Annotated in this window: 22 protein-coding genes; 7 read left to right on the forward strand and 15 right to left on the reverse strand. The window is 64.0% G+C overall.

The window, feature by feature from the left end; translation table 11 throughout:
• Nucleotides 1–20: 20 nt before the first annotated feature.
• The 11 genes from JAB4_RS23720 to JAB4_RS23770 all read right to left on the reverse strand — a co-directional run bounded on the left by JAB4_RS23720 (nt 21) and on the right by JAB4_RS23770 (nt 11,395).
• Nucleotides 21–878 carry a hypothetical protein gene (locus JAB4_RS23720; RefSeq protein WP_070220167.1) on the reverse strand — a complete coding sequence of 286 codons (858 nt, stop codon included), beginning with the start codon at nt 876–878 and terminating at the stop codon, nt 21–23.
• Between the two features lie 71 nt (nt 879–949).
• Nucleotides 950–1,312, reverse strand: coding sequence for a translation initiation factor Sui1 (locus tag JAB4_RS23725; protein WP_070220168.1), 363 nt, complete (start codon nt 1,310–1,312; stop codon nt 950–952).
• Between the two features lie 62 nt (nt 1,313–1,374).
• Nucleotides 1,375–2,163 carry a flagellar motor protein MotD gene (gene motD, locus JAB4_RS23730; protein ID WP_070220198.1) on the reverse strand — a complete coding sequence of 263 codons (789 nt, stop codon included), beginning with the start codon at nt 2,161–2,163 and terminating at the stop codon, nt 1,375–1,377.
• A gap of 5 nt (nt 2,164–2,168) precedes the next feature.
• A complete protein-coding gene (locus JAB4_RS23735; RefSeq protein WP_046685945.1) occupies nt 2,169–2,915 on the reverse strand; it encodes a flagellar motor protein in 747 nt (248 codons plus the stop codon).
• Nucleotides 2,897–3,628 (reverse strand): RNA polymerase sigma factor FliA, encoded by a 732-nt coding sequence (locus JAB4_RS23740; protein ID WP_010400804.1) that lies wholly within the window; start codon nt 3,626–3,628, stop codon nt 2,897–2,899. Before JAB4_RS23740 ends, JAB4_RS23735 begins: the two co-directional genes overlap by 19 nt.
• 45 nt (nt 3,629–3,673) lie before the next feature.
• Complete coding sequence (locus tag JAB4_RS23745) at nt 3,674–4,537, reverse strand: antiactivator of flagellar biosynthesis FleN protein (RefSeq protein ID WP_070220170.1); 864 nt, start codon at nt 4,535–4,537, stop codon at nt 3,674–3,676.
• Nucleotides 4,530–5,858 carry a flagellar biosynthesis protein FlhF gene (gene flhF, locus JAB4_RS23750; RefSeq protein WP_070220172.1) on the reverse strand — a complete coding sequence of 443 codons (1,329 nt, stop codon included), beginning with the start codon at nt 5,856–5,858 and terminating at the stop codon, nt 4,530–4,532. The genes JAB4_RS23745 and flhF overlap by 8 nt, the downstream gene beginning before the upstream one ends.
• Nucleotides 5,859–6,171: 313 nt before the next feature.
• Entirely contained in the window at nt 6,172–8,268 is a 2,097-nt protein-coding gene (gene flhA / locus JAB4_RS23755; protein ID WP_070220174.1) for a flagellar biosynthesis protein FlhA, read from the reverse strand.
• Nucleotides 8,265–9,458, reverse strand: coding sequence for a flagellar biosynthesis protein FlhB (flhB, locus tag JAB4_RS23760; protein WP_070220176.1), 1,194 nt, complete (start codon nt 9,456–9,458; stop codon nt 8,265–8,267). The genes flhA and flhB overlap by 4 nt, the downstream gene beginning before the upstream one ends.
• A gap of 139 nt (nt 9,459–9,597) precedes the next feature.
• Nucleotides 9,598–10,596 (reverse strand): fumarylacetoacetate hydrolase family protein, encoded by a 999-nt coding sequence (locus tag JAB4_RS23765; protein ID WP_070220178.1) that lies wholly within the window; start codon nt 10,594–10,596, stop codon nt 9,598–9,600.
• A gap of 88 nt (nt 10,597–10,684) precedes the next feature.
• Nucleotides 10,685–11,395, reverse strand: coding sequence for a 16S rRNA pseudouridine(516) synthase (locus JAB4_RS23770; RefSeq protein ID WP_070220200.1), 711 nt, complete (start codon nt 11,393–11,395; stop codon nt 10,685–10,687).
• 245 nt (nt 11,396–11,640) lie between these two features.
• On the opposite strand from JAB4_RS23770, the gene JAB4_RS23775 reads away from it, so the two are divergent.
• Entirely contained in the window at nt 11,641–12,018 is a 378-nt protein-coding gene (locus JAB4_RS23775) for a hypothetical protein (protein ID WP_070220180.1), read from the forward strand.
• Between the two features lie 377 nt (nt 12,019–12,395).
• Here JAB4_RS23775 and JAB4_RS23780 read toward each other — a convergent pair whose 3' ends face one another.
• The 4 genes from JAB4_RS23780 to JAB4_RS23795 form a co-directional block, all read right to left on the reverse strand.
• Nucleotides 12,396–13,397: a S49 family peptidase gene (locus tag JAB4_RS23780; protein ID WP_070220183.1), complete on the reverse strand. Its 1,002-nt coding sequence runs from the start codon at nt 13,395–13,397 to the stop codon at nt 12,396–12,398.
• Between the two features lie 41 nt (nt 13,398–13,438).
• Nucleotides 13,439–13,816: a Rieske 2Fe-2S domain-containing protein gene (locus JAB4_RS23785; protein ID WP_175444725.1), complete on the reverse strand. Its 378-nt coding sequence runs from the start codon at nt 13,814–13,816 to the stop codon at nt 13,439–13,441.
• Nucleotides 13,813–14,472, reverse strand: coding sequence for an HAD-IA family hydrolase (locus JAB4_RS23790; protein ID WP_070220184.1), 660 nt, complete (start codon nt 14,470–14,472; stop codon nt 13,813–13,815). Before JAB4_RS23790 ends, JAB4_RS23785 begins: the two co-directional genes overlap by 4 nt.
• 105 nt (nt 14,473–14,577) lie before the next feature.
• Nucleotides 14,578–15,573, reverse strand: a complete 996-nt coding sequence (locus tag JAB4_RS23795; RefSeq protein ID WP_070220186.1) for an RluA family pseudouridine synthase — start codon at nt 15,571–15,573, stop codon at nt 14,578–14,580.
• A gap of 691 nt (nt 15,574–16,264) precedes the next feature.
• On the opposite strand from JAB4_RS23795, the gene JAB4_RS23800 reads away from it, so the two are divergent.
• From JAB4_RS23800 to JAB4_RS23825, 6 genes are all read left to right on the forward strand, one after another.
• Nucleotides 16,265–19,432 (forward strand): Rne/Rng family ribonuclease, encoded by a 3,168-nt coding sequence (locus tag JAB4_RS23800; RefSeq protein WP_070220188.1) that lies wholly within the window; start codon nt 16,265–16,267, stop codon nt 19,430–19,432.
• An 88-nt stretch (nt 19,433–19,520) separates the two neighbouring features.
• Nucleotides 19,521–20,861 (forward strand): chromate efflux transporter, encoded by a 1,341-nt coding sequence (chrA, locus tag JAB4_RS23805; RefSeq protein WP_070220190.1) that lies wholly within the window; start codon nt 19,521–19,523, stop codon nt 20,859–20,861.
• 499 nt (nt 20,862–21,360) lie between these two features.
• Complete coding sequence (locus tag JAB4_RS23810; RefSeq protein WP_070220192.1) at nt 21,361–22,860, forward strand: TolC family protein; 1,500 nt, start codon at nt 21,361–21,363, stop codon at nt 22,858–22,860.
• Complete coding sequence (locus tag JAB4_RS23815; protein ID WP_227742020.1) at nt 22,857–23,639, forward strand: efflux RND transporter periplasmic adaptor subunit; 783 nt, start codon at nt 22,857–22,859, stop codon at nt 23,637–23,639. Before JAB4_RS23810 ends, JAB4_RS23815 begins: the two co-directional genes overlap by 4 nt.
• Nucleotides 23,640–23,673: 34 nt before the next feature.
• Nucleotides 23,674–24,522, forward strand: coding sequence for a tail fiber protein (locus JAB4_RS23820; protein ID WP_070220194.1), 849 nt, complete (start codon nt 23,674–23,676; stop codon nt 24,520–24,522).
• A gap of 65 nt (nt 24,523–24,587) precedes the next feature.
• Nucleotides 24,588–25,601, forward strand: a complete 1,014-nt coding sequence (locus tag JAB4_RS23825; RefSeq protein ID WP_083287055.1) for a tetratricopeptide repeat protein — start codon at nt 24,588–24,590, stop codon at nt 25,599–25,601.
• The last annotated feature ends 1 nt before the right edge of the window (nt 25,602 follow it).

The raw sequence follows: 25,602 nt of genomic DNA on the forward strand, positions 1-25,602 counted from the left end.
GCAGGGGCTGGTCTACGCACTCAACCGTGCGTGTGCCGGCCCGTATGCTGACGGAATTTCGCGGCGATGCCATTCGCCTTGATCAGGGCGGCGGCCTGCTGCTCGGGTGTCAACTCGTTTTGCAGCCAGTGCCAGTAGCTGTCCTGGTAGGGATTCGTGGTGCCGGGCGTGAGGATGTCGTCGTAGACCATGCGCAGGGCCAGCAGGTAGCCATACGCTTGCGGCGCGTCTTTCTGCACCACATCGCCATCGCGCAGGTAGGCCATCATCAGGGTCGACACGCTGGTCAGTTCCGCCTCATCCGCCTGCGCCGTCAGCTGGGCGATGGCTTGCCGCTTCCATGCCTGCACCAGCGGATCATCGGGACGGTTGCGCAGCGCGCTGCGGTCGCCGAACGGACCTTCCGACAGGAACAGGGTAGCCGCGCCCGGTACGCCGCCTTGCGCGGCAGTGGCCAGGTAGCCGAGGCGGTCCTCGCGCTGGCGCTGCGTCAGACCCGCGCACAGCTGCTGCTGGGCGGTTTTTTCTTCCACCGTCATCTCGCGCCCCAACTCGAATTCCATCCCCGGCAAGCGGTTTTCGCGCTGGAAGACGATGCAGTCGTCGATCAGGTTGTAGGCCGCATACGCGTCCTCCGGCTTGCCGCTGGCGCCCAGGCGTTCGAGCCGCTGTGCCAGGGACACGACAACGGGCGCGGCATCGGCGACCGGGGTGGCGTCGATATTCAAATACGACGCCAGGCTGCGTCCCGCCGGCGCGCTGGCGGCAGCGGTGGCGCCAGCGTCCGGCGCGCCGCCATCGGGTGCGGGCCAGTACACGAGCGCCAGCACTGCCGCGATGGCAGCGGCGATGGCGATACCGGTCAGTTTGCTGTTCATATGAGGTGGCGCATAAAAGGAAAAGCACGTTACCACAGGCGCACGGCAGCAGGCCGCACGCCTCCGCACGCTCAGCCGCCGGCCTTTTTCGGCTGGTGGCCCAGCTTGGCCAGCGCCGCCATCACCGTTTCGACATGGTCGCCCTGCACTTCGATCACGCCATCCTTGACCGTGCCGCCCGAGCCGCATTGCGTGCGCAGCTGCTTGCCCAGCAGGGCCAGCGCGATGGCGTCCAGCGCCAAGCCCTTGACCACGGTCACGCTCTTGCCGCCCCGGCCCTTGGTCTGGCGCGACACGCGCACCACGCCATCGCCCGCCGGCGCCGTCCTGGCTTGCGCCTTGCACGCGCATTGCGCCAGCGGCTGGCGGCAGGCGGGACACATGCGGCCCGTTTCAGTGGAATAGACGAGACCGCCCAGGGAGCTGCTTTTCATGATGGAGAGATAATAGGTAGAAATAAAGGAAAGATGGCCGCGCTTGTAGCAAGCGGCGGCGTTCAGTTGGCGGGAACCGGTGCCGGCGCCACAGGCGCCGTCGGCACTTCCGTCACCGTTTCCGGGATGCCCGAGAGGATCGTCACGGCGACCCGGCGGTTGCGCGCGCGCCCTTCCGGGGTTTCGTTGGGCGCCACGGGGATATTGTCGGCGTGGCCCACCGCCGTCAGGCGCGACGCCTGCACGCCGCTGGCGATGAACAGGCGCACCACGGCGCTGGCGCGCGCGGCCGACAATTCCCAGTTCGAGGCAAAATTGGAATTGCTGATCGGCTGCACGTCCGTATGCCCTTCCACCTGCACGTCGTGCGTGTCATCCTTGAGCAGCACGGCGACGGCGCGCAGGGCCTGGTCCGATTCCGCCGTCAGGCGCGCCGCGCCCGGGTCGAACAGCACGCTGGCATTGATTTCCACGCTCACGCCGCGGCTCGTCTGCGTGACCCGCACCTTGCCTTCCTTGACCAGCGGCGCCAGCGTGGATGTGAGGTCCTGCGCCAGGCGCGTCATGTGCTCGCGCTCGCGGCGGATCGCTTCCGTGCGGCGTTTCAGGGCAGGGTTCGGCAGCGGGATCGCCTGCGGCGCTTCCATGATGATGGGCGGCGCGCCCTTTTCCAGGCTGAAGGCCTGGCCGATGGCATTCTGGAAGACGCGGTACTTGCCCTCGTTGACTTGCGAAATCGCGTACATCACGACGAAGAACGCGAACAGCAAGGTGATGAAGTCGGCGTACGAAATCAGCCAGCGGTCCTGGTTGTCCGGTTCCTCGTCATACTTCCTGCGCGCGCGCCGCATCATGATCAGTGCTCGTGCAGCAGGCTGGACACGCGCTCTTCGATGATGCGCGTATGGTCGCCCGTGGCGATGTCGTACAGCACGGCGGCCGTGATTTCATACTGCAGCACGCGGCGCGAGACGATGGCCTTGAGCTTGTTCGCCACCGGCAGGAACAGCAGATTGGCCAGGCCCACGCCATAAATCGTCGAGACGAAGGCCACGGCGATGCCACTGCCCAGTTTGCTCGGGTCGGTGAGGTTTTCCATCACGTGGATCAGGCCCAGCACGGCGCCCAGGATGCCGATGGTGGGCGAATAGCCGGCCGCCGATTCCCACACCTTGACGGCCTGGCGCTCGGCCATTTCATAGGCGGAAATTTCCACGTCGAGCAGCTGGCGCAGCTTGTCGGGCGCGATGCCATCGACGATCATGCGCAAGCCCTTGGCGTTGAAGCGGTCGGCCGTGTTTTCCATCAGGCGCTCGAGCGCCAGCGGGCCGTCGCGGCGCGCCGTCAGACTCCATTGCCCGATATCGCGCGCCAGCGCGGCGCGCGTGTCGGCGGGCGGCAGGAAGACCCAGCGCAGCATTTCCAGGCCGCGGACAAAAGTGCGCAACCGCGTTTGCAGCAGCACGGCGCCGAAGGTGCCGATGATGACGATGGCAAAGGCGGCCGGCTGCAGCAGGGAGGCCATCTTGCCGCCTTCCAGTGCCTGGCCGACCAGCAGGCCCGCCAGCGCCAGCGCCAGCCCGATTACGCTGGACCAGTCCACGCCTGCTCCCTCAAGGTTGCGCGCAGGCGCGCGACGGCCTGGGTATGCAGCTGCGAGACGCGCGATTCGGATACGCCCATCACCGCGCCGATCTCCTTCAGGTTCAGCTCTTCTTCGTAATACAGGCCCATGAGTATTTTCTCGCGTGGTGGCAGCGCGTCGATGGCATCGATCACGGATTGCCGGAAATCGGTATCGAGCAGGGAACGCAAGGGGTCGCTGTCCTCGTCCACGCAGTGGCGGTCGAGGAAGCTGTCATTGCCGTCCGGGTCATGAAAGTCTTCGTAGTACACGAGCTGGTGGCCGCCGCCGTCGCCCAGCATTTCCTGGTAGTCGGCCAGCGACATCTTGAGCAGTTTCGCCACTTCCGATTCCGTCGGCGGATGGCCAAGGCGCTGCTGCAAGGTGCTCATCGCCTCCTCGATCTTGCGCATGTTCTGGCGCATGCTGCGCGGCAGCCAGTCGCTGGTGCGCAATTCGTCGAGCATGGCGCCGCGGATGCGCAGCACGGCATAGGTCTCGAACTGCGCGCCATGCGTCTCTTCATAGCGGCTAATGGCATCGAGCAGGCCGATCATGCCGGCCTGGATCAGGTCATCGACCTCGACCGAAGGCGGCAATTTCGCCTTCATATGGTGCGCCAGACGCTTCACCAGCGGAATGTGCTCCGTCAGCAAATAGTCCTTGTTCGATTTCCCTTTGACCGTGTACATAGGCTGCTTATTGTTTTCTCATCTTATCTGGTGCTGCGGTTCGATTCAGGCGCTGAACTGGTGCGGGCTCCCCGTCTGGTACAAGGTGCCGCCAAGCACCGGCGCCGCCGAACGGGCCAGCCGCTCGGCCAGTCCGCGAAACGCCACCGAGGCGCCCGCCAGCGGAAACGCATCGACCACGCTGCGGCCCAGGCGCGCCGCGCGGTGCAGATATTCATCGGCAGGCACCGAACCCATCGAGGTCAGCTTCACGGCCAGGTAGCGGCTCGCCGCCTGTGCCATATTATCGTATACCACTTTTGCCTCGGATTCGGAAGCGCCCGTGACGAGAATGCCGAACGGACGGCGTCCCAGTTCCTGGCTCAGGCGCTTGATCAGGCAGTACGCCGCCTTGATCGAGGTGGCGCTGGTCGACACTTGCACCACGATATCCGACGAGGCCATCAAGGGCACGGGGAAGCAATCGCCCTCGTCGGCCACGACGCCGTCGACCAGCACGATGCCGCTCTGGCGCGCCAGCACCTCGAAAGTCTTGCCCAGGCGGCGCAATTCGTCCTCGCCCGCATAGTCCATGCTGTCCATCAGGTGGTTGCGCGCGCCCAGGCTGGCCACGCCGAAGCCTTGCGGCACCTGATGGATGACCTGGTTCAGGCCGCACTGCTGGCGCGCCACGTCGCGCAGGCTGGCGCCGTGCGCCAGTCCCAGGCGTGCAGCCACGCCATCGCTGCCGCCGCTGGCGTCAAGCAGCAGCACATCATTGCCGCCATAGGCGAGCGAAGCGCCCAGGTTGACCAGCATGGCGCCCTTGTCGTCCTGCGGCGTGGCCGAGAGGAACGTCATGACGCGCGGCTGCGGGCCGGCCAGCATGCGGCGCAAGCCTTCGGCCTGGTCGAAATCGAAATTAGCCAAGGTGCACCCCGCGCGCTTCATTGTTGCGGGCGGCCGCCTGCGCCATCAGGAGCGGCAGTTCGGCGTCGGAAAACTGCGTGGCCGCCGAGTCGCGCTTGAGCTTGAAGGCGCGGTCGATCAGGTAGCCGCGGTCGGCCAGGTACAGGTCTTCCGGCACGCGCTGGCCGTTCGACACATAAAACAGGTTCAGCTTCTGGCGGATCACCACGTCGAGCACGTTGCCGATCGACGCCGCTTCATCGAGCTTGGTCATGATGCAGCCGGCCAGGCCGCTGCCTTGATACGCGCGCACCACTTCGTTCAGCGTTTCCTGCGTCGCCGTGGAGTTCAGGCACAGCAAACGCTTCACGTCGGCGCCGGCGCCCGACAGCATGGCCACCTGTTCCGTCACCATCTGGTCGCGCTGGCTCACGCCCACGGTATCGATCAGCACCGTGTGCTTGTTCTTGAGTTCCTTCAGGGCGATGCGCAAGTCCGCTTCGTCCTTCACCGAATGCACCATCACGCCGAGGATCTTGCCGTAGATGCGCAGCTGTTCGTGCGCGCCGATACGGTAGGCGTCCGTGGTGATCAGGGCCAGCTTTTCCGGGCCGTGGCGCATCACGCAGCGGGCAGCCAGCTTGGCCGTGCTGGTGGTCTTGCCGACACCGGTCGGGCCGACCAGCGCGAACACGCCGCCCTGCTCCAGCATGGCGTCTTCATTGGCGACCGTGTTCAGGTTGCGGCTCAGGACGGTCTTGATCCAGCGCATGCTTTGCGCACCGTCGAGGCCGGCGGGCAGCTTGTCGATCAGGTAGCGCGCCAGGCTGGCCGAGAAGCCGGCGGCCAGCATTTCACGCAGCACGACGGCTTTTTGCGGCTCGCGCTGCTGCGTCGAACCCCACGAGATTTCCGCCAGCTGGGTTTCCATCATGCCGCGCATGGCGCGGATTTCATTCATCATGCCGCTCATCTCGGCGGCGGCGTTTTCCTTGACGTGCGCCAGCGCGCTGGCCATCATCTGCTGCATGCGGGCCATGTCCACTGGCTCGCCGGCTGCCTGGCGCGGCGCGGCAGGACGGGGCGCGGCCGGGCGCTGGGCCGGGGCGGCCGGACGCTGCGGCGTGGCGAACTGGGTCTGCAACTGGGGACGGGGCTGGGCCATTTCCGACGCTGCCGGCGGCGACGCCAGCGAAGCGGCATCGTCATTGGCCAGCGCGAGGATTTCCACCACGCCATCGGTCTGGCGGTTCGACAGGATCACGGCGTCGGGACCCAATGCTTCGCGCACCTTGCGCAGCGCATCGCGCGACGAGGCGCCCGTAAATTTCTTCACATTCATGACCGGCCTCCCAAGGCGGGGGTGGCGCAATATTGGCTGAACTGTGTGACCATCATCGACTCCTGTTGCTTGGGTGCTGTCTTCCACATGGACACAGATCACCCGGACAGTTTCTATTATTAGCGATGCTTGCAGGAAATGATCGAAGGAACAGGACGGGAAAGTACCCGTTATTCAGTTTGCCGGCAGGAAATTGATGTTTATTTGACCAAAAGCAAGGGCTGAGAAGCTGGGGGTCAGACCCCCACTAACGCTAACGCAAAGCTCCGCGCTAACGCTGGAGGGGGTCTGACCCCGGTACTAATGCTGTCGACTATTGCGCGCCCACCAGGCTGGTGACGCGGATCGTCTTGGTTTCCGGCACTTCCGCATGCGACAGCACTTTGAGCTGCGGCAAGGCGCGGCGCAGGAAGCGCGACAGCAGGGCGCGCAGCGGCGCCGGCACCAGCAGCACGGGCGTCAGGCCCAGCGCTTCCTGCTGCTGCGCGGCCAGGCCCGCCTGGTGCGCGATGGTGTCGGCCAGGCCCGGCTCGATCCCGGCGCCGTCGCCGCCATTGCCCATCGCCTGCATCAGCAGGCGTTCCAGGCGGCTGTCGAGGGTCATCACGGACAACTCGGCCGCGCCGGGGAACAGCTGCTGCACGATGGCGCGGCCCAGCGAGACGCGCACCAGCGCCGTCAGGTCGTTCGGGTCTTGCGTATGGACCGTATGCTCGGCCAGGGTTTCGATGATGGTGCGCATGTCGCGGATGTGCACGCCCTCGGCCAGCAGGTTCTGCAGCACTTTCTGCAGGGTCGACAGCGACAGCATCTTCGGCACCAGGTCTTCGACCAGGCGCGGCGCATCCTTGCCCAGGTGGTCGAGCAGCGACTGCACTTCCGCGCGGCCCAGCAGCTCGGACGCATGCGAGGTGATCAGGTGATTCAAGTGCGTGGCCACCACGGTGCCCGCATCGACGACCGTGTAGCCCATCGATTGGGCCTGGTCGCGCAGGCTGGCGTCGATCCAGGTGGCAGGCAAGCCGAACGCGGGGTCGCTCGTGGCCAGGCCCGGCAAGGTGCCGCTGGCCATGCCGGGATTGATCGCCAGGAACTGGCCGTTGAACGCTTCGCCCACGCCCACTTCCACGCCCTTGAGGGTGATGCGGTAGGCGGACGGCTTCAATTCCAGGTTGTCGCGGATATGCACGGGCGGCGCCAGAAAACCCACTTCCTGGGCAAATTTCTTGCGGATGCCTTTGATGCGCTTGAGCAATTCGCCGCCCTGCGTCTTGTCGACCAGGGGGATCAAACGGTAGCCCACTTCCAGGCCCAGGGTGTCGACGGGCATGATGTCTTGCCAGCTGGCTTCTTCCTGCTCGGGCGCCACCGTGGCTGGCGGCGCTTCGGCCGGCTTTTCGGCCGCCGCTTTTTCCTGCGTGCGTTTCTTGCTGATCAAATAGGCGGAGCCGGCCAGCAATGACGCCAGCAGGATGAAGACCATGTTCGGCATGCCGGGAATCAGGCCCATGCCGCCGATGATGCCGGCGGTAATGTACAGCACTTGCGGTTTCGCAAACAATTGCCCCACCAACTGGGTGCCGATGTCCTGTTCGCTGGCCACGCGCGAGACGACGATACCGGCCGCCGTGGAAATGATCAGCGAAGGAATCTGCGCCACCAGGCCGTCACCGATGGCCAGCAGCGTGTAGTTCTTCAGTGCATCGGCAAAACCCATGTCATGCTGCAGCAAGCCCACCAGCAGGCCGCCGACAATATTGATGACGGTCACCATGATGCCGGCGATGGCGTCGCCGCGCACGTATTTGCTGGCGCCGTCCATGGCGCCGTAGAATTCCGCTTCCTGCGCCACTTCCGTGCGGCGGCGGCGCGCTTCGTCTTCGCCGATCAGGCCGGCGTTCAGGTCGGCATCGATGGCCATCTGCTTACCAGGCATGGCGTCCAGCGCGAAGCGGGCGCCCACCTCGGCAATACGGCCCGCACCCTTGGTCACGACGGTAAAGTTGATGATCGTCAAAATGATAAACACCACGATACCGACCGTGTAGTTGCCGCCAATTAAGAAGTGACCGAACGCTTCGATCACTTTACCGGCCGCGTCGGCGCCCGTATGGCCTTCCGTCAGCACGACGCGCGTGGACGCCACGTTCAGCGACAGGCGCAGCATGGTCGACACGAGCAGGATGGTCGGGAAGGCCATGAAGTCGAGCGGCTTGACCGTGTACAGCGCCGTCAGCAGCACGATGATGGACAGCGCGATATTAAAGCTGAAGAAAATGTCGAGGATGAAGGCCGGCAGCGGCAACACCATCATCGCCAGCAGCATGATGATGATGATCGGCGCGGCGACACCCTTGCTGGCATTGTTGCCCATTCCGCTGAGCCAGGCTGGCAATCTCAGGCCGTTCATGGTGTACTTCCTTTATTCTTGTCTGCCGCGTCTGCCGCGGGTTTGGTCTGCGATGCGGGGTCGAGCGGATCGAGCTCGGGCGGCACGTCGAGTTTTTTCGGCTTGTCGGGGCGCTCGCCATGGCCGTTGCCGTAGCTGCGCAGCTGGAACACGTAGGCCAGTACTTCGGCCACGGCGCCGTACAGCGCCTCGGGAATCTCGTCGCCGATGTCCGTGTGCTTGTACAGCGCGCGCGCCAGGGCGGGCGCTTCCAGGATGGCGACCTTGTGTTCGCCCGCCAGTTCGCGGATCTTCGCCGCCACTTCGTCGATACCCTTGGCCACCACCTGCGGCGCGCCGCGCGAATTCTCGCCATACTTCAAGGCCACGGCGTAGTGGGTAGGATTGGTCACCACCACGTCGGCCGTCGGCACGTCGGCCATCATGCGGCGGCGCGACATTTCATGCTGCATCTGGCGTATCTTCGCCTTGATCTGCGGATTGCCGTCCGACTCCTTCGCCTCTTGCTTGACTTCCTGCAAGGACATTTTCATCTTGTTGGCGTAATGCCACATCTGGTACGGACCATCGATGGCGGCGATCAGGCCCAGCGCGCCGACGATCAGCAGGAAGGCCGTGATCAGCAGGCTGATCAGATGGGCCGAACCGGCGCGCAGGGATTCCACCGACAGGCCCAGCACGGCATCCTTTTGATGCTGCATCACCATCCAGGCGACGACGCCGACGACGAGGGTCTTGGCGATGGCCTTGAGCAGCTCCACCAGCGCATTCTTCGAAAACATATTGCCCAGGCCGCGAATCGGGTTGAGCTTGCCAAAATTGGGGGTGAACGCCTTGGAACTGAACAGCCAGCCGCCCACCAGCACGGGCGACGCGAGGGCGACGAGCATGATGGCCGCGGCGTACGGCAGGCAAGTCAGCAGAACGGAACCCACGTCGTAGCCGATGCGCAACATCATCGCGTCGGGATTGAGGATCTGTTCCCGGTCCAGGGTCAGCCCGGAAACCATGACAGCCGTCAGTCGCCGCACGATGGCGTCGCCGGCAAACCACAGACAGCAGCCGGACGCCATCAACACCGTAAACGTGGCCACTTCACGCGATCGCGGAACGTCGCCTTCCTCACGCGCCTGCTCGAGGCGCTTCGGTGACGCGGCTTCGGTCTTTTCTGCGTCGCTGTCTTCCGACATCAATCAACTCCGGTGAAGTCCTGCAGCCTGGCTAGGCGCAATACGGACTGGGCATGACGCATTATCGGTTCAAGCGGGCGCGCGCCATCGGCGGAACAGGGGGGCAAATCCCCTGTATTTCCTTTACTCTCCGGTAACCTTAGCGGGACTTGCGCGCCTCGGCCTGTTTCACCGTCTGCTCGATGGCGCCAAACAGCGACTTGCCGTCATCGCCCAGCATTTCCAAACGAACAACATCACCAAACAGCAAGTACGGCGTGCTGGCGACGCCATCGGCGATCATCTCCTGGTTACGTCGCTCAACGATGCTGGAAAATCCCTTCTTGATCTCCTTGTTGGCGACGCCGCCCGCGCTGACCACACTGCCGGCGCGCGCGTTGCGCGTCTGGCACAGATGGGCGAGCAATTGCGGGTAATTGAACGCCATGTCGGCGCCCGCGTGGGGCTGGCCCGTCAACTTGCCGTTCAGGCTGCAACGCAAGGCGTAGTGCACTTTGCCGCCGCGCCAGGCGTCGCCCAGTTCGTCTGGCGTGACGGCGACGGGCGAACACGCCATGGCCGGCTTCGCCTGCAGGAAGCCGTAGCCGCTCGCCTGTTCGTCCGGCGCCAGGTTGCGCAAGGTGATGTCGTTGACCAGCATCAACAGCTTGATGTTCAGGTGCGCCTGGTCCGGCGTCGAGCCCATGGCCACGTCGTCCGTGATGGCGGCGATGCCCGCTTCGTAATCGATGCCCCACTGCTCGTGCGCCAGGATGATGTCGTCGTGGGCGCCGAGAAAATCGTCGCTGGCGCCCTGGTACAGTCGCGGCGATTCGCGCAGATTCGCGGGCACTTCAGTTCCCGCCGCCTTGCAGGCCCGCTCGATCTGCTGCAGATAAGAAGCGCCGGCCACGCGCAAACTGCTGCGCGGCAAAGGCGCCATGCAGTTGGCGGGATCGAACTCGAAGGCGCGATGGCCGCGGCCGCTATTGATGGTCTGGTACAACAAGTCCAGCTGGGGCGCGATGAAACTCCAGTCGTCGAGCGCCTTTTGCAGGGTCGAGGCGATGCCGTCGGCCAGATGGGCCGTTTTCAGGTCGCGCGAGACGACAGCCAGCTGGCCATCGCGCGTGCCATCGTTCAGGGTTGCTAATTTCATGTAGGGAAAACTTCGTCAAATGCAGGCAATTGAAGGCTAAAGACGCCAAAAAGCCGGGATATTCCCGGCTTTGACGGTCAGAAGAGTTTTACGCGAGGAGAGCGATCTGCTCGGGCGTCAGGTAGCACCACTCGCCTTCCGCAATGCCCAGCGATTCCAGGGTCAGGCTGCCGATGGCGGAACGGTGCAGCGCGCTGCAATGGTTGCCGGCGGCGGCCAGCATGCGCTTGACCTGGTGGTATTTGCCTTGCTCGAGCACGATTTCCAGCTGGTACTCGCCGCGCTTGACACAGACGAGGGCGGCCAGCGGGGCCGGTTCGTCGTGCAATTGCACGCCGGCCAGCAGCAGGGCCACCAGTTCATCGGTCACGGGCTCTTGCGTCGTGGCCTGGTAAATTTTCGGAACGTGACGCTTCGGCGACGATTGTGCATGGATAAAGGGGCCATCGTCGGACATCAGCAGCATGCCCGTCGTATCGTGGTCGAGCCGGCCGACGGGCTGGACTTCGCGCCAGGTAAACTGTTCCGGCAGCAGGGTCAGCACGCCGGGATGATGGCTGGGTTTGCGCGAGCATTCGAAGTTGGCGGGCTTATTCAGCGCCAGGTACAGGTGGGCGCGGTACACCCACTCTTCTTCGAACACGTGCAGCACCAGGCCGTCGGTCTCGACGGTGGTGCGGTAATTGGTCTGGGTGACGCCATCGATGACGACATCGCCATCTTCGATAAGGGAACGGCAATATTTACGGGTGCCAAAACCCTGCGATTGCAGGATGCGGTCTAGGGATAATTTACTCATGGGCGTGACTTTACCAGAAGCGGCTGGCAGCGTGAAGCGGCCCTGTACCAGGCCGCCGAGGTCGCACCAGCCTTGCGCAGGCACAGATGAGCTGAAGTGCAAGGTGAGATTTCGATATAAATGGTCAATTCCTTTGAGAAATATCAAGCGCTTGGAATATCGCATTGATAGACTGAAACTTCGTTAGGAATCCGCCTAACGAGCTTTAGGAATAATAACCAGGCAACGACTCACAAGGACATTGTATGAAGCATACCGATACCATCGCCTTAGAAGGCAGCATCGCCGACATGCGCCAGCGCATCGCTACGGAACAGGCGGCCATGCACAAGGTCAGACTCGGCGTGGCGCGCTGGAGCAACACCCCTGCGCAGCAGGACGGGAACGCAACGCCGTCGCCAGCAAGCCAGACGCACTGGCATGCCGAGGCTCAATGCCATTTCATGTGCTGGCTGGAGCTGGGCGGTTTTGCGCAAACGGATGCGGAAACCGAGAACGTGCCGGCGCCCGCCATGGCGGACACGCCGCCTGACATCAGTTCCGGCGCCAACGCCAGCACCATCGCGACGCCGGCCCGGCAGGCAAGCAGCGTGTCCGCGCACTGCAACGGCTGCGCCGTCTGAAACCGGCCCATTCACCCAGCCATGCCCTGCCCTCGCATGCCTGCCTTGCCAGCACGCCCAGACACCACATCCGGCAACACCGGTCCATCCGGCACGAACGAGGAACAAAAGGAAACGGCGGCATTGCGCCGCCGTTCCCAAGCCCCATCGGGACTTTAGTGAGGAATGTAAATTCACTCAAAACCACATCTGCGATGCGGCGAGTAGTTCCAAGACTTGCCAATCAAGTTAGTACTGACAACATAGTTGATATATCGCCCCTCCTTGAAAAGAACTACGCTTTCACTATAGCCCAAGCAGCCCCATTTTCAAGCCAATTTACCACCTTATTGAAAATCATTCTCGACTGGCTTGCCTGCCAGCCAAGAGTGATGTCCTCAGCGCAACGCCGGTTGTGACTGCTGCACGGCCGCCTTCATGGCGCCCGCGCCCATGGCGGCGCCAAACTTTTTGAGCACGCGCTCCGGCAAGCCTTCATGTTGCGTGTAGTCGACGATGTCTTCCGCCTTGACGACGTCGCGCGCCACGCTGTCGACCGTGCCGAAATCGTCGGCCAGGCCCATTTCCACGGCTTTCGCCCCCGTCCAGTACAGGCCCGAGAAGGTATCGGCCGTTTCCTTCAGTCGCTTGCCCCGCCCCGCCCGCACCACCTCGATGAATTGCTGGTGGATTTCATTGAGCATGCCTTGCGCATACGCCTTGTGCTTTTCCGTCAGGGGGCTGAACGGGTCCATGAAGCCCTTGTTCTCGCCCGCCGTCAGCAGACGCCGCTCGACGCCGACCTTTTCCATCACGCCCGTAAAGCCGAAGCCATCCATCAGCACGCCGATCGAGCCGACCACGCTGGCCTTGTTGACGTAGATGCGGTCGGCGGCGGCCGCGATGTAATAGCCGCCCGAGGCGCACATTTCATCGACCACCACATACAAGGGCTTGTCCGGATAGCCCTTGCGCAAGCGCTGCATCTCGTCGACGATCATGCCGGCCTGCACGGGACTGCCGCCCGGACTATTAATATGCAGCACCACGGCCACGGAGCCGCTATCGGAAAACGCCTTGTCCAGCGCGGGGATGACGACGGCGGCCGAGCCGCTGCCTTCGGACTCGATGGCGCCGCTGATGTCGATCAGGGCCGTATGGCGGCCCAGGGTCTCGCTGTCGTCGGCCGTGTTGTAGTCATAAAACACCCACAGCGCAAACAGCACGATCAGCAGGCCGAAGACCTTGAAGAAGATGCTCCAGCGGCGGTGCGCGCGCTGCTCTTGCAAAGTGGCAAATACCAGCTTTTCCAGCACGTCGCGCTCCCAGTTGCCCGCAGGGGCGCCGTGGCCGGCGGCTGGCGCGCTGCTGTCCAGCTTGTCATTCGTGTTTTCGCTCATGGTTCACTTTGTTTAAATTGCAATAATGCCGCTGCCGGACTTCAGGCTGGCAGCGGCTGGACATACTCATCGGGCTGCCAGTACAGCTGGCCATCGCGCTCGGTCACGGGTATCGGACGCAAGCGGCCGCCCTTGCACGGGCCGCCCGCGCAGTAGCCGCTCTCCGGCACATAGATGGCGCCATGCGTCGAACACATCAGGTACAAGCCGCTGGACTCGAAAAACTCGCCTTCGGCCCAGTCCAGTTCGATCGGTACGTGGGCACAGCGGTTCAGGTAGCCATATGCCTTGCCGCCGTGGCGCACGACAAAGCCCGTGGTCGTTTCGCCGCCGGCCGCGACGGGAAAGCGCACGCCCTTGCCGCCATCGGCCACGGCGTCGGCCGCACAAATCAACACTTCCGTAACATCAGTCATCATGCGTGCTCGCTCAGCCATTGGTGCAGGTCGGCCACCGTGGCGGCCGAATACAGCGGATTGCAAGCCTGCAACTGCGCCACCGGATGCGCTCCATACTCTACGGCAATACCCGCCGCACCTGCATTGCTTGCCATCAACAAATCATGGCTGGTGTCGCCGATCATCACGGTGCGGCGCATGTCCTGGCCCAGTTCGCGCGTCAGCTCCTGCAGCATGGCCGGATGGGGCTTGGAAAACGTTTCATCGGCGCAGCGCGTCGCATCGAACAGGGACAGCAGCTTGACGGCATTCAGCGAACGATTCAGGCCGACACGGCTCTTGCCCGTGGCGACGGCGAGAAAGTACGCTTGCTGCGAGAGTTCCAGCAGCATCTCGTGTACGCCGGGAAACAGGGTCAGCTCATGGTCGCGCGACAGATAGTGATAGCGGTAGCGCTCGGCCATGCGCGCATGGTATTTCGGCTCCACGTCGGGCATCACCAGCTGCATCGCCTCTTGCAAACCCAGGCCGATCACATGCGAGGCCAGCAACTCGGTGGGAATGGGCAAGCCCAGGTCTTTGGCCGATGCCTGGATGCACTTGACGATGGTCGAGGTACTGTCTATCAGGGTACCGTCCCAATCGAAGACGATCAGATCAAATTGCTTTCTTGCCATGTTTCCCGACGGCATAGCCGCCGGCTCCTTGAGAATGAATGATGGCGACTGACTACCTTGTGAGTAGTGTCGCGCGCACGCGGTGGATCGTTAAGTAACTCCCAATTATCGTGCGGCAACGGCCAATGGTTTGCCCAAGCTTACCAAGAAACGCTCGCATTCGGCAGCCAGCGGCGCGTTCAGGGTCATCGTCTTGCCCGTTTCAGGGTGCGTAAACGTGATCTGGTGCGCGTGCAGGAACATGCGCTTCAGGGCGCCGCGCGTGCTGTCGGCTTTCAACAGGGCACGGTTGAGGGCAAAGTCGCCATATTTATCGTCGCCGGCGATGGGGAAACCGGACGACGACAGGTGCACGCGGATCTGGTGCGTGCGTCCCGTCTTCAATTCCGCTTCCAGCAAGGCGAAGTTGTGATATTTATGCAACAGTGAAAACACCGTGTGCGACGCCAGGCCATCGGCCTGCACGGCCACCCGGCGCTCGCCTTCGGCCGTCGTATATTTATGCAGCGGCAACTTGATATGCTGGCGCGCATTCTTCCAGTCGCCGGCCACCAGCACCAGGTAGCGCTTGTCGGTAAGGCCGTCGCGCATCTGCTCGTGCAGGTTGGTCAGCGCCGTGCGTTTCTTTGCCAGCAACAGCAAGCCGGACGTGTCGCGGTCCAGGCGGTGCACCAGTTCCAGGAACTTGGCGTCGGGGCGCGAGGCGCGCAATTGCTCAATCACGCCGAACGATACGCCCGAGCCGCCATGCACGGCCACGCCGGCCGGCTTGTCGATGACGAGCAGCTGCGCATCTTCGAAGATGATCTTGAATTCGGCGGCCGGCGCGCCCGTGGGCGCCTTTTCGGCCACGCGCACGGGTGGAATGCGCACCACGTCGCCGGCGGCGAGGCGGTACAGCTGATCGATACGGCCTTTATTCACGCGCACCTCTCCCGATCGCAAGATCCGGTAGATGTGGCTTTTAGGCACTCCCTTGCACACTCTTAATAAGTAGTTGTCGATGCGCTGGCCTGCTTCTTCCTCGGCGATCGTTACGAATTGGGCTTGCGGCTGAACCGGGGGTGTTGAAGGGGGAACAACATCATTTTGACTCTTCATTTACTATGTCTTCCCAGAAATCTCTCTAAGTCCTTCATTTTGAATATATAATTGTTTTTGCTGCGGCCCTGGCTGCTGCGAGTGTAAGAATAAAAGCACATTTTACACAGGGGCGTCTCCACCGGCCTCGCCAAATTGCAAATTCGGTGGAAAAAAATGTATATGCACCATCCCTGCGCGAATCAAGGTTGCACCGTAGTTGTAATCGGATAACGCGTGGAGATGCTGAAGTGAGTGTGGGATTATAAGGATAAGTACCCGTTAGCGCGACTTATCGAGTCGGGCTCGCGGGTTGATGAAGTTGATAACGCTTGCCGTTTTCGCCAAACCCGTATGCGGTCACCTGAGGTTGTCGATGAATAGGCTGAGGCCAAGCCTCGCCATCGCGATCCCTGTAATGAGCCGGCTTACGATTTGGCTCTGAATTTGCTGACCACTTGCATTCTCTGCCCCCGATGCAGTTCATTCTCATCCGGGCTGTTACAGATGAGTTGCAAGTGTCCCGTGCACTCGGCATGACGATTGACCTCACCGCGCCTGTTGCGGCCGTAACGTATACCTCGTACGCGTTGTTGCTCCGCACGCCTGGGCATTTCCCCCGCCAGCACTCCCGTTCTCGCATATATCCCTGTACTTCGCCGCTTCCCCGGAAGCGGCTTTGAGATGGCCTACGGGTCGCGGAGTTATAAAAATGAAACGCATGTTGTTTAATGCCACGCAGCAAGAAGAACTGCGCGTAGCGATTGTCGACGGACAAAAACTGATCGACATCGATATCGAGACAGCCGGGCGCGAACAGCGCAAATCCAACATCTACAAGGGCGTGATCACGCGCATCGAGCCATCGCTCGAAGCGTGCTTCGTCAGCTATGGCGAAGACCGCCACGGCTTCCTGCCTTTCAAGGAAGTTGCCCGCACGTATTTCCGCGAAGGCGTCGACGTCCGTAACGCCTCCGTCAAGGAAGCGCTGCGCGAAGGCCAGGAAATCATGGTGCAAGTGGAAAAGGAAGAGCGCGGCAACAAGGGCGCCGCCCTGACCTCGTTCGTCTCGCTGGCCGGCCGTTACCTGGTATTGATGCCGAACAACCCGCGTGGCGGTGGCGTATCGCGCCGCGTGGAAGGGGAAGAGCGCCAGGAATTGCGCGAAACCATGGATAAACTGGACTTGCCTGCTGGCATGTCCGTGATCGCCCGCACCGCCGGCATCGGCCGCAACGTCGATGAACTGCAGTGGGACTTGAATTACCTGATGCAACTGTGGCGCGCCATCGAAGGCGCCGGCAAGTCGGCCAACGGCGCGTTCCTGATCTACCAGGAATCGTCGCTCGTCATCCGCGCCATCCGCGACTACTTCCAGCCCGACATCGGCGAGATCCTGATCGACACCGACGAGATCTACGACCAGGCGCACCAGTTCATGAGCCACGTGATGCCCGACATGGTGCACCGCGTAAAACGCTACAGCGACGACGTGCCGCTGTTCTCGCGCTTCCAGATCGAACATCAGATCGAAACGGCCTACAGCCGCACCGTGCCGCTGCCATCGGGCGGCGCCATCGTCATCGACCACACGGAAGCGCTGGTCTCCGTCGACGTCAACTCGGCCCGCGCCACGCGCGGCTCGGACATCGAGACGACCGCCTTCAACACCAACTGCGAAGCGGCCGAAGAAGTGGCCCGCCAGCTGCGTTTGCGCGACCTGGGCGGCTTGATCGTCATCGACTTCATCGACATGGAAGTGGCAAAAAATCAACGCGAAGTGGAACAGCGCCTGAAAGATGCGCTGCACCATGACCGTGCCCGTGTACAAATGGGCAAGATTTCCCGCTTCGGCCTGATGGAACTGTCGCGCCAGCGCCTGCGCCCTTCGCTGTCCGAAGGCTCGCACGTGACGTGCCCGCGCTGCTCCGGCACCGGCCACATCCGCGACACGGAATCGTCCGCCCTGCAGGTGCTGCGCATCATCCAGGAAGAGGCGATGAAGGAAAACTCGGCCACCATCCACGTGCAGGTGCCCGTGGACGTGGGCGCCTTCCTGCTGAACGAAAAGCGCGGCGAAGTACTCAAAATCGAGAACCGTCACCGCATCGCCGTGATCCTGATCCCGAACAAGCATCTGGAAACGCCGCACTACAAGCTCGAACGCATCAAGCACGACGATCCGCGTCTGGAGGACAGCCAGGCCAGCTACAACCTGGCCGAAAGCGCTGAAACCGACATGGCGTACAGCAAGCGCCAGAAGGAAGAAGCGAAGCCGCGCCAGGAAGCCGTCGTCAAGACGATCACCCCTGACCAGCCGGCACCGCTGGTCGAGCGCAAGCCCGTCGAAGCAAAACCGGCCCCAGTGGCCGCGCCTGCCGCGCCGCAAGGCCTGATCGCCAAGATCATCAGCTTCTTCACCGGCGCCCCGGCACCGGTGGCGCCAGCGCCCGCCCCTGTCGCACCGGCCAAGCCGGCCGGCACGGACCGTGGCGACCGCAACAGCCGTGGCCCGCGTGGCCGTGGCCGTAACGGCAAGCCTGGCCGCGAAGAGCGCGAACCTGGCCAGGGCCGCCCAGCCCAGGACGACGCGGCGAAAGAAGCGGAAGCACTGGAAAAGGCGGCCCGTCCGCCACGCCCGCCGCGTCCGCCACGCGAACCGCGTGAAGCCCGCGAGAACGGCGATACGGCAGCGGCACCACGCGAACGGGGTGAACGTCCTGAGCGCGCGGAACGTCCCGAGCGCGCAGAGCGTCCGGAACGTGCCGAGCGTCCGCCACGCCAGCCACGCGAAGGCCGCGAACCACGCGCCGACAAGGCTGTTGTTGCTGAAGTGAAAGCTGAAGAACTGGCCCTGGTTGGCGCCAGCGCCAGCGCCATCAACGTGGTCGTGGCGTCAAACGGCCCCGAATCCGACGCCGCGCCAACGAGCTTGCTGAAAGCGCCGGCAAATGCCGGTCCTGAAGGCGAAGAGACGGAAAACGACGTGGAAGGCGAAGAACCGCGCCGCCGCCGTCGTCGTGGTGGCCGCAACCGCAACCGCCGCGACCGCGAAACGGGCGAGCTGATCGAATCGGCAAACGGCGAGAACGATGGCCAGGACGCGCCAGTGATCAGCTTTACGGTCGCTCCGGCGCCGGAAGCTGCCGCTGATGCTGCTCCGGTCGCCGTCGTGGCCGCCGCCGCTGTCGTCGCCGTCGCGGCGCCGGTGGAAGCTGCCGTCGTGGAAGTGGTGGAAGTGGTAGAAGTGGCCAAGGTGGTGGACATCGCCAAGGTCGAGGAAGCCGCTCCTGCCGCTGAAGCAGCGCCAGTTGCTGCACCGGTCGTAGCGCAAGCCCCTGTCGAAGTGGCTGCAGCGCAAGCTGAACCAGCCGCTGCCGAGCCAGCGCCAGCTGCCGAGTACAGCTTTGCCGAGAAAGCGGAAGCTGCACCGGCGCCAGCGCCTGTTCCAGCGGAAGTCATCGTCGAAGCGGCACCGGTCGTGGAAACGGTTGCTGTCGTGGAAACCGTCATCGTGGCTGAGGAAGTTCCAGCAGCAGCGCCAGTCGCCGAAGCGGCGCCGGCCGTGGCGCAAGCCGCACCGGTAGTTGCCGAAGCTGCACCTGCTCCGGTACCAGCACCTGTCGTTGCTCCTGCACCGGCGCCTGTCGCTGCTCCAGCTTCCGCACCGGCTCCATCGCCGGTGCCTGCGCCGCTGGACCTGGACGCAGTGCTCGGTTCGGCCGGTCTGACCCTGGCTGCCACCGATCCGGAAAAACTGCGCCTGGCGCAGGAAGCGGCCGCCAAGGCAGTCGCTCCCGTGCGCAAGCCGCGCGAACGCAAGCCATTGCCGCCGCAATCGGATGAGCCGTTGATCCAGGTCAACACGCAACGTCCATAAGCGCGCCGGGTTCGCCCAGCCGCCAATGATGAAAGGGGGAGCTCAGGCTTCCCCTTTTTTACGTCCCCACCTTTGCCAGCCAGCCGCCATGCACGAGAACGCCAACCTTCCCCCTCCCGCCCCCGTCAGCCTGCGCAGCGCCTTCTGGTACTGGCTCAAGCTGGGCTGCGTCAGCTTTGGCGGCCCGGCCGGCCAGATCGCCATGATGCATGCGGAACTGGTGGAAAAGCGGCGCTGGATTTCGGAGCAGCGTTTCCTGCACGCCCTCAATTACTGCATGCTGCTGCCGGGGCCGGAAGCGACCCAGCTGGCCATCTACATCGGCTGGCTGATGCACCGCACGCGCGGCGCCCTGGTGGCGGGCCTGCTGTTTTTGCTGCCCTCGCTGCTGGTGCTGATCGCCCTGTCATGGCTCTACATGGCGTACGGCAACGTGGGCGCCATCGCCGGCATCCTGTACGGCATCAAGCCGGCCGTCGTCGCCATCGTGCTGGCGGCCGCCTGGCGCCTGGGCCGGCGCACCTTGCGCAGTCCCAGCCTGATCGCCATCGCGGCGGCGGCATTTGTCGCCATCGCCGCGCTACGGCTGCCATTTCCGCTGATCGTGCTCGCCGCCGCCCTGCTGGGCATGGCGGGCGGCCGCTGGCTGCCGGGCCATTTTCATGCCAGCGGTACCTCGCATGGCGGTGCGGCCCGCTACGGCGCCGCCCTGATCGATGACGACACGCCCACGCCGGACCACGCGCGCTTCCGCTGGCCGCGCCTGCTTGGCACGGCCGCCGTGGGCCTAGGGCTGGCCTTCTTCGCCTGGCTGGGCCTGGCGCTGGCGAGCGGGGCGGACCAGCCGCTGGCGCAGATGGGCGTGTTTTTCAGCAAGGCCGCCCTGCTCACGTTCGGCGGCGCGTACGCCGTGCTGCCCTATCTGGTGCAGGGCGCCGCCGACCACTACCACTGGATCACGAGCGCGCAGATGATGGATGGCCTGGCGCTGGGCGAGACGACGCCCGGCCCCCTGATCATGATCGTCGCCTTCATCGGCTTTGTCGGCGGCTGGAGCCATGCCGTGACGGGAGAACAGCTGTGGCTGGCGGGCATATGCGGCGCGTTCGTCGCCAGCTGGTTTACTTTCCTGCCCTCGTTTATCTTCATTTTGGCCGGTGCGCCGCTGGTGGAAGCGTCGCGCGGCAATTTGCGCCTGAGCGCGCCGTTGACGGCCATCTCGGCGGCCGTGGTGGGCGTCATCGCCAGCCTGGCCCTGTTCTTTGGCCGCCATGTGTTCTGGCAAACAAATCCGCTGCCCCACTGGGATTGGCTGGCGATGATCATCGCGCTGGCAGCCGGCGTGGCGCTGATCAGGTTTCAAGCGGGAACCATCAAATTGCTGCTGGTCTGCGCCGCCATCGGCCTGGCGCGTGCCTGGCTGGCTTGAACACGGAAGCGTCGCGCCAGACAATCATCGCATCCCGCCGGCATCAACAGAATCTCCACCAACAAGCGCGGAGGATATTATTTCCTTATTATTAATAATCAGGATTTGATGCAGGTTAATTTAATTGGCGGCATATATATACCATTAATAAATAGAATATTTATTTCAGCAATTTAGTATCTCCCCATTCTCACGCCAGCAACCAGACCTGGACCCGGCAGGCATGGCGCCACACTCTGCGCGGCTGCGCCCGACCTGCGAGCACAGCCGCACCGTGATCGATTTGTCATCCCCCCGACATATCATTCTCAAATAAATAAATGTGGCATATATGCAACAAATGAAAAATTGATTATTTGAATGAGTGCGACGTCATATACTTACTCGAAAGCAAATTACTGTTTCACCGTCATTAACCCGGCAGTTTCCTCGAGAATATCCATTAATGCGCGCTCAACAATTACATCATCCCATGCCCACTTCCGCGATCAGGACACTCATGCTCGGCTGCGCCAGCTTATGGCTGCTGAGCGCTTGCTCGACACTCGACGTCGGCACGGCCAAGCTCTCCACGGCAGAGGTCCGAGCCACGCTGCAGGACGACAAGGCGGCCCTGGCGCGCGACGTGGAGGCGCTGAACGGCCCCCTGACCCTCGATGGCGCCATCGCCCGCGCCATCAAATACAACGCCGAACGCCGCTACAAGGCCATGGAGGAAGCCGTTGCCATGGGCACCTTCGAGGCAGGGCAGTTCGACATGCTGCCCAAGCTGATCGCCTCGGCCGGCTACCGCGACCGCAACAATGACCTGATCACGCGCAGCGTCGATTCCGTCACGGGCGCGCCGTCGCTGGCCAATCCCTACATCTCGTCCAGCCGCCAGGTGCTGAGCACGGAACTGGGCATTTCCTGGAGCCTGCTCGATTTCGGCCAGAGCTACTACGCGGCGCGGCAGAATGCGGACCGCGTGATGATCGCCGGCGAGCGCCGCCGCAAGGCCCTGCACAACCTGATACTCGACGTGCGCACCGCCTACTGGCGCGTGGTGGCGGCGCAGAAGCTGGTGCCCCTGCTGCGCAGCACCATCGCCGAATCGGAAGCGGCCCTGAAGGATGCGCGCACGGCGGAGAGCGACCGCATCCGTTCGCCACTGGAACCGTTGCGCTACCAGCGCCAGCTGCTGGAAAACCTGCGCCTGCTGGAAACCATCGAACAGGAACTGTCGACGGCGCGCGTGGAACTGGCGGCCCTGACCGCCCTGCCGCTGAGCAGCGGCTATAGCGTGGTCGAAGCGGGCGGCGACGTCAATACGGCCTGGCTGAACCAGCCGATCGAAAAAATGGAAGAAGTGGCGCTGCTGCGCAATCCCGACCTGCGCGAAGGCATCTACAACGCCCGCATCGCCCAGCAGGAAACCCGGCGCACCATGCTCAAGCTGTTCCCCGGCCTGTCATTCAACTATGGCGTCAAGCACAGCAACGACGATTACCTGATCCACCAGAACTGGAACGAGGCCGGTGCGCAGATCTCGTTCAACCTGCTGGGCCTGTTATCGGCGCCGGCGCAGATGCGCCTGGCCGACGCGGGCGTGAGCCTGGCCAACCAGCGCCGCATGGCCATGCAGATGGCTGTGCTGAGCCAGCTTCATATTGCTCGTCAGCAATACGCCAACACGGCCCGCCAGTATGAGCGCGCCGACGCCATCGCCGAAGTGGACGGGCGTATCGCCCAGCACATCGCCAACCAGGCCGAGGCGCAGAAACAGTCGGCGCTGGACCGCATTTCGCAGCAAAGCACGGCCGTCCTGTCGCAGCTGCGCCGCTACCAGGCACTGTCGAACGCGCAGGCCGCCGCATCGCGCCTGCAAGCGACCCTGGGTATGGAACCGGTGGTCAACGGCTCGTCCGACATGCCGCTGGCCGAACTGACGGCGGCCGTCGCGCAATCGCTGCAGACCTGGAACCAGGCACAGCTGCCATCACCTGAGGACCGTCCATGAAGTTGGTCGCACCCGCAATACGCATGACCCTGGCCGGCGCGCTGGCCCTGACCTTGCAGCACACCGCGCTGGCCGCCGCGCCGCAGCCGGCCAGCGCCGGCGCCACGCTGGAAACGCGGGAAATCCGCGCCCAGCTGGCGCCGCGCCGCTACACCACCCTGGCCGCCGAGATCGGCGCCAAGATCAACCGCCTGCCGCTGCCGGAAGGCGCGGCCTTCAAGCAGGGACAGTTGCTGGTGCAGTTCGACTGCGTGCTGCAGCAGGCGCAGCTGGCCAAGGCGGAAGCGGCGCGGATGGCGGCCGAGACCAACTGGCAGGGCAACCAGAAACTCGCCGACCTCAATTCCGTGGGCAAGGTCGAACTCGACATTTCCAGGGCCGAAGCGCTCAAGGCGCAGGCCGAAGTGGCCGCCAACCGGGCGTTGCTGGGCAAATGCCAGATCGTCGCGCCGTTCGCCGGCCGCATCGCCGAGCAGAAGGCGCGCGAACAGCAGTACGTGCAGCCGGGCCAGGCCCTGCTGGAAATTCTGGACGACAGCACCCTGGTGCTGGAATTCATCATTCCATCTCGCTGGATGAGCTGGGTGCGCAACGGCACGCCCTTCCAGGTCAGCATCGACGAAACGGGCAAGAGCTATCCGGCCAAGGTGCAGCGCATCGGCGCCCGCGTCGACCCCGTCAGCCAGTCCGTCAAGCTGAGCGCCGTCATCGACGGGCGCTTCGGCGAACTGGTGGCCGGCATGAGCGGCAAGGTGCTGATGCAGCCGCCGGCAAAATGATTTTTTCACCCTGCTTAGACCAAAAGGAGAGCCCATGAAATCTCGTCCGCACCGCGTCGCCCGCTGCCTGACGCTCGCTGCCGTCGCCGCAGCCGCAGCCAGCTGGAGCACAGCCAGCTATGCCTGCCCCGCCGAACCCTATGTTTCCAGCATCTGCGTGATGGCCTGGACCCGCAATGACCTGTACGGCTACTTGCCGGCCAACGGCCAGTCCCTCAACGTCAACCAGAATGCCGCGCTGTACTCGCTGCTGGGCACGACCTATGGCGGCAGCGGCAACACCACCTTCAACCTGCCGGACCTGCGCGGCCGCACCGTGATCGGTGCCGGCACCGTCGACGCCAACACCAGCTACACGGTGGGCCAGAAGGTAGGCACCGTCAGCGCCACCCTGACCATGGCCAATCTGCCGGCCCATGCGCATACCTTGCCGGCGGTCGACTTGAGCAAGGTCAGCGGCTCGGTCAACCTGGCTCAGACGACCGGCACGCCCACCACCATTTCGATGGCGCCCGTCACCTACACCGCCAATACCAGTGCGCTGACACTGACGCTGAAAGCCAGCAGCGCCGCGGGTGCGTCGGCCACGCCGCTGGCCGGCGGCGTGCCGGGAGCGGTAAATACCCCGGTGGCGAAGCTGTATAACACCAGCGCACCCGACGTGGTCATGGGCGGCGGCTCCCTGGGCGGCAGCATTACCGTCACCTCCGCCGGCTCGCCTGCCATTACGCTGGCCGGTACCGCCCCGGTGACGCTGAACGGCTCCCTGCCGGCAGCCGTCAGCGGCCCTGCAGGCACGGGCGCCGCGTTCAGCATCATGCAGCCGTCCATGGCCATGTATTACTACATCGCCTCCGTCGGCATCTACCCGCAGTCGAACTGACGGACCTCGCCACCTAACCTTGTGTTGCGCGGCCGCCTCCGAGCGGAGCGGCCGCCGAAATCATCATGCAGCCATACCGCCTCTTTCAAGTCTTGCTGTCCCTGACGCTGCTGGCGACGCCGGGCGCGCGCGCCGGGCGGCCGGCCGACCATGCCCTGCCGCTGCAAGCCGCATATGCCTTGCTGGCCAAGGGCGACTATGCCAGCGCCTACCCGGCCTTCCTGCGCCACGCGGAGAACAATCCCCTCGCCCAGTTCACCCTGGCCCAGTTCCACCAGAATGGCTGGGGCCGGCCAGCCGACCCCGACGCCGCCTGCGCGTGGTTCGGCAAGGCCGCCCAGGGCAAGATACCGACGGCCCTGCATTTCGCCGGCGACTGCCTGATGCGCACTCCGGACGCGCCAGGCAATGCCGCCGCCGCGCTGTCCAGCTACCTGGCCGCCGCCGCGAACGGCCACCTCATTTCACTGTGCTCGGCCAGCGAATTTTATGTCCGCGGCCGCTACGTCGCCCGGGACGTGCCGCACGGCCTGGCGCTGTGCGCCCAGGCGGCGCAGGCCGGTTCGCCGCCGGCCATGCTGAAACTGGCCAATTACCTGCGCAACGACCGCGACGTGCCGCACGACGCGGCCATGGCGCGCCACTGGTACCGCATGGCGGCGGAACGCCAGATCGACGAGGCGCGCTACCAGCTGGCCATCATGCAAGCGCAGGGAGAAGGCGGCGAAGCCGAGGGCGAGGCGGCGCTGCTTGCCCTGGAAGAACTGGCGAGCAAGGGCTACGTCCCCGCCTACCTGCCCACGGCGACGCTGTACGCCCATCTGCCGCCCGACGCCGATACGGGCGCGCCCGGCGCCGCCAACCTGGCCAAGACCTATCTGTGGGCCAGCGCCGCCCGCAGCCGCCTGAGCGACCCCGCCCTGCAAGACCAGGCGCGGCAGCTGCAAGACCAGGTGCTGGCCATCATGCCGCCCGAATGGCGGCCGGCGCTCGACCGCAAGATCGACGCCCACCTCGCCCAATTCGCCGCCCCGGGCACGCCGCTCAAGCGCGCCAGTCACGTATCACCAGGAGCCTGAC

Origin of the sequence: Janthinobacterium sp. HH102 (assembly GCF_001758625.2) — a bacterium.
Classification (GTDB): domain Bacteria; phylum Pseudomonadota; class Gammaproteobacteria; order Burkholderiales; family Burkholderiaceae_D; genus Janthinobacterium.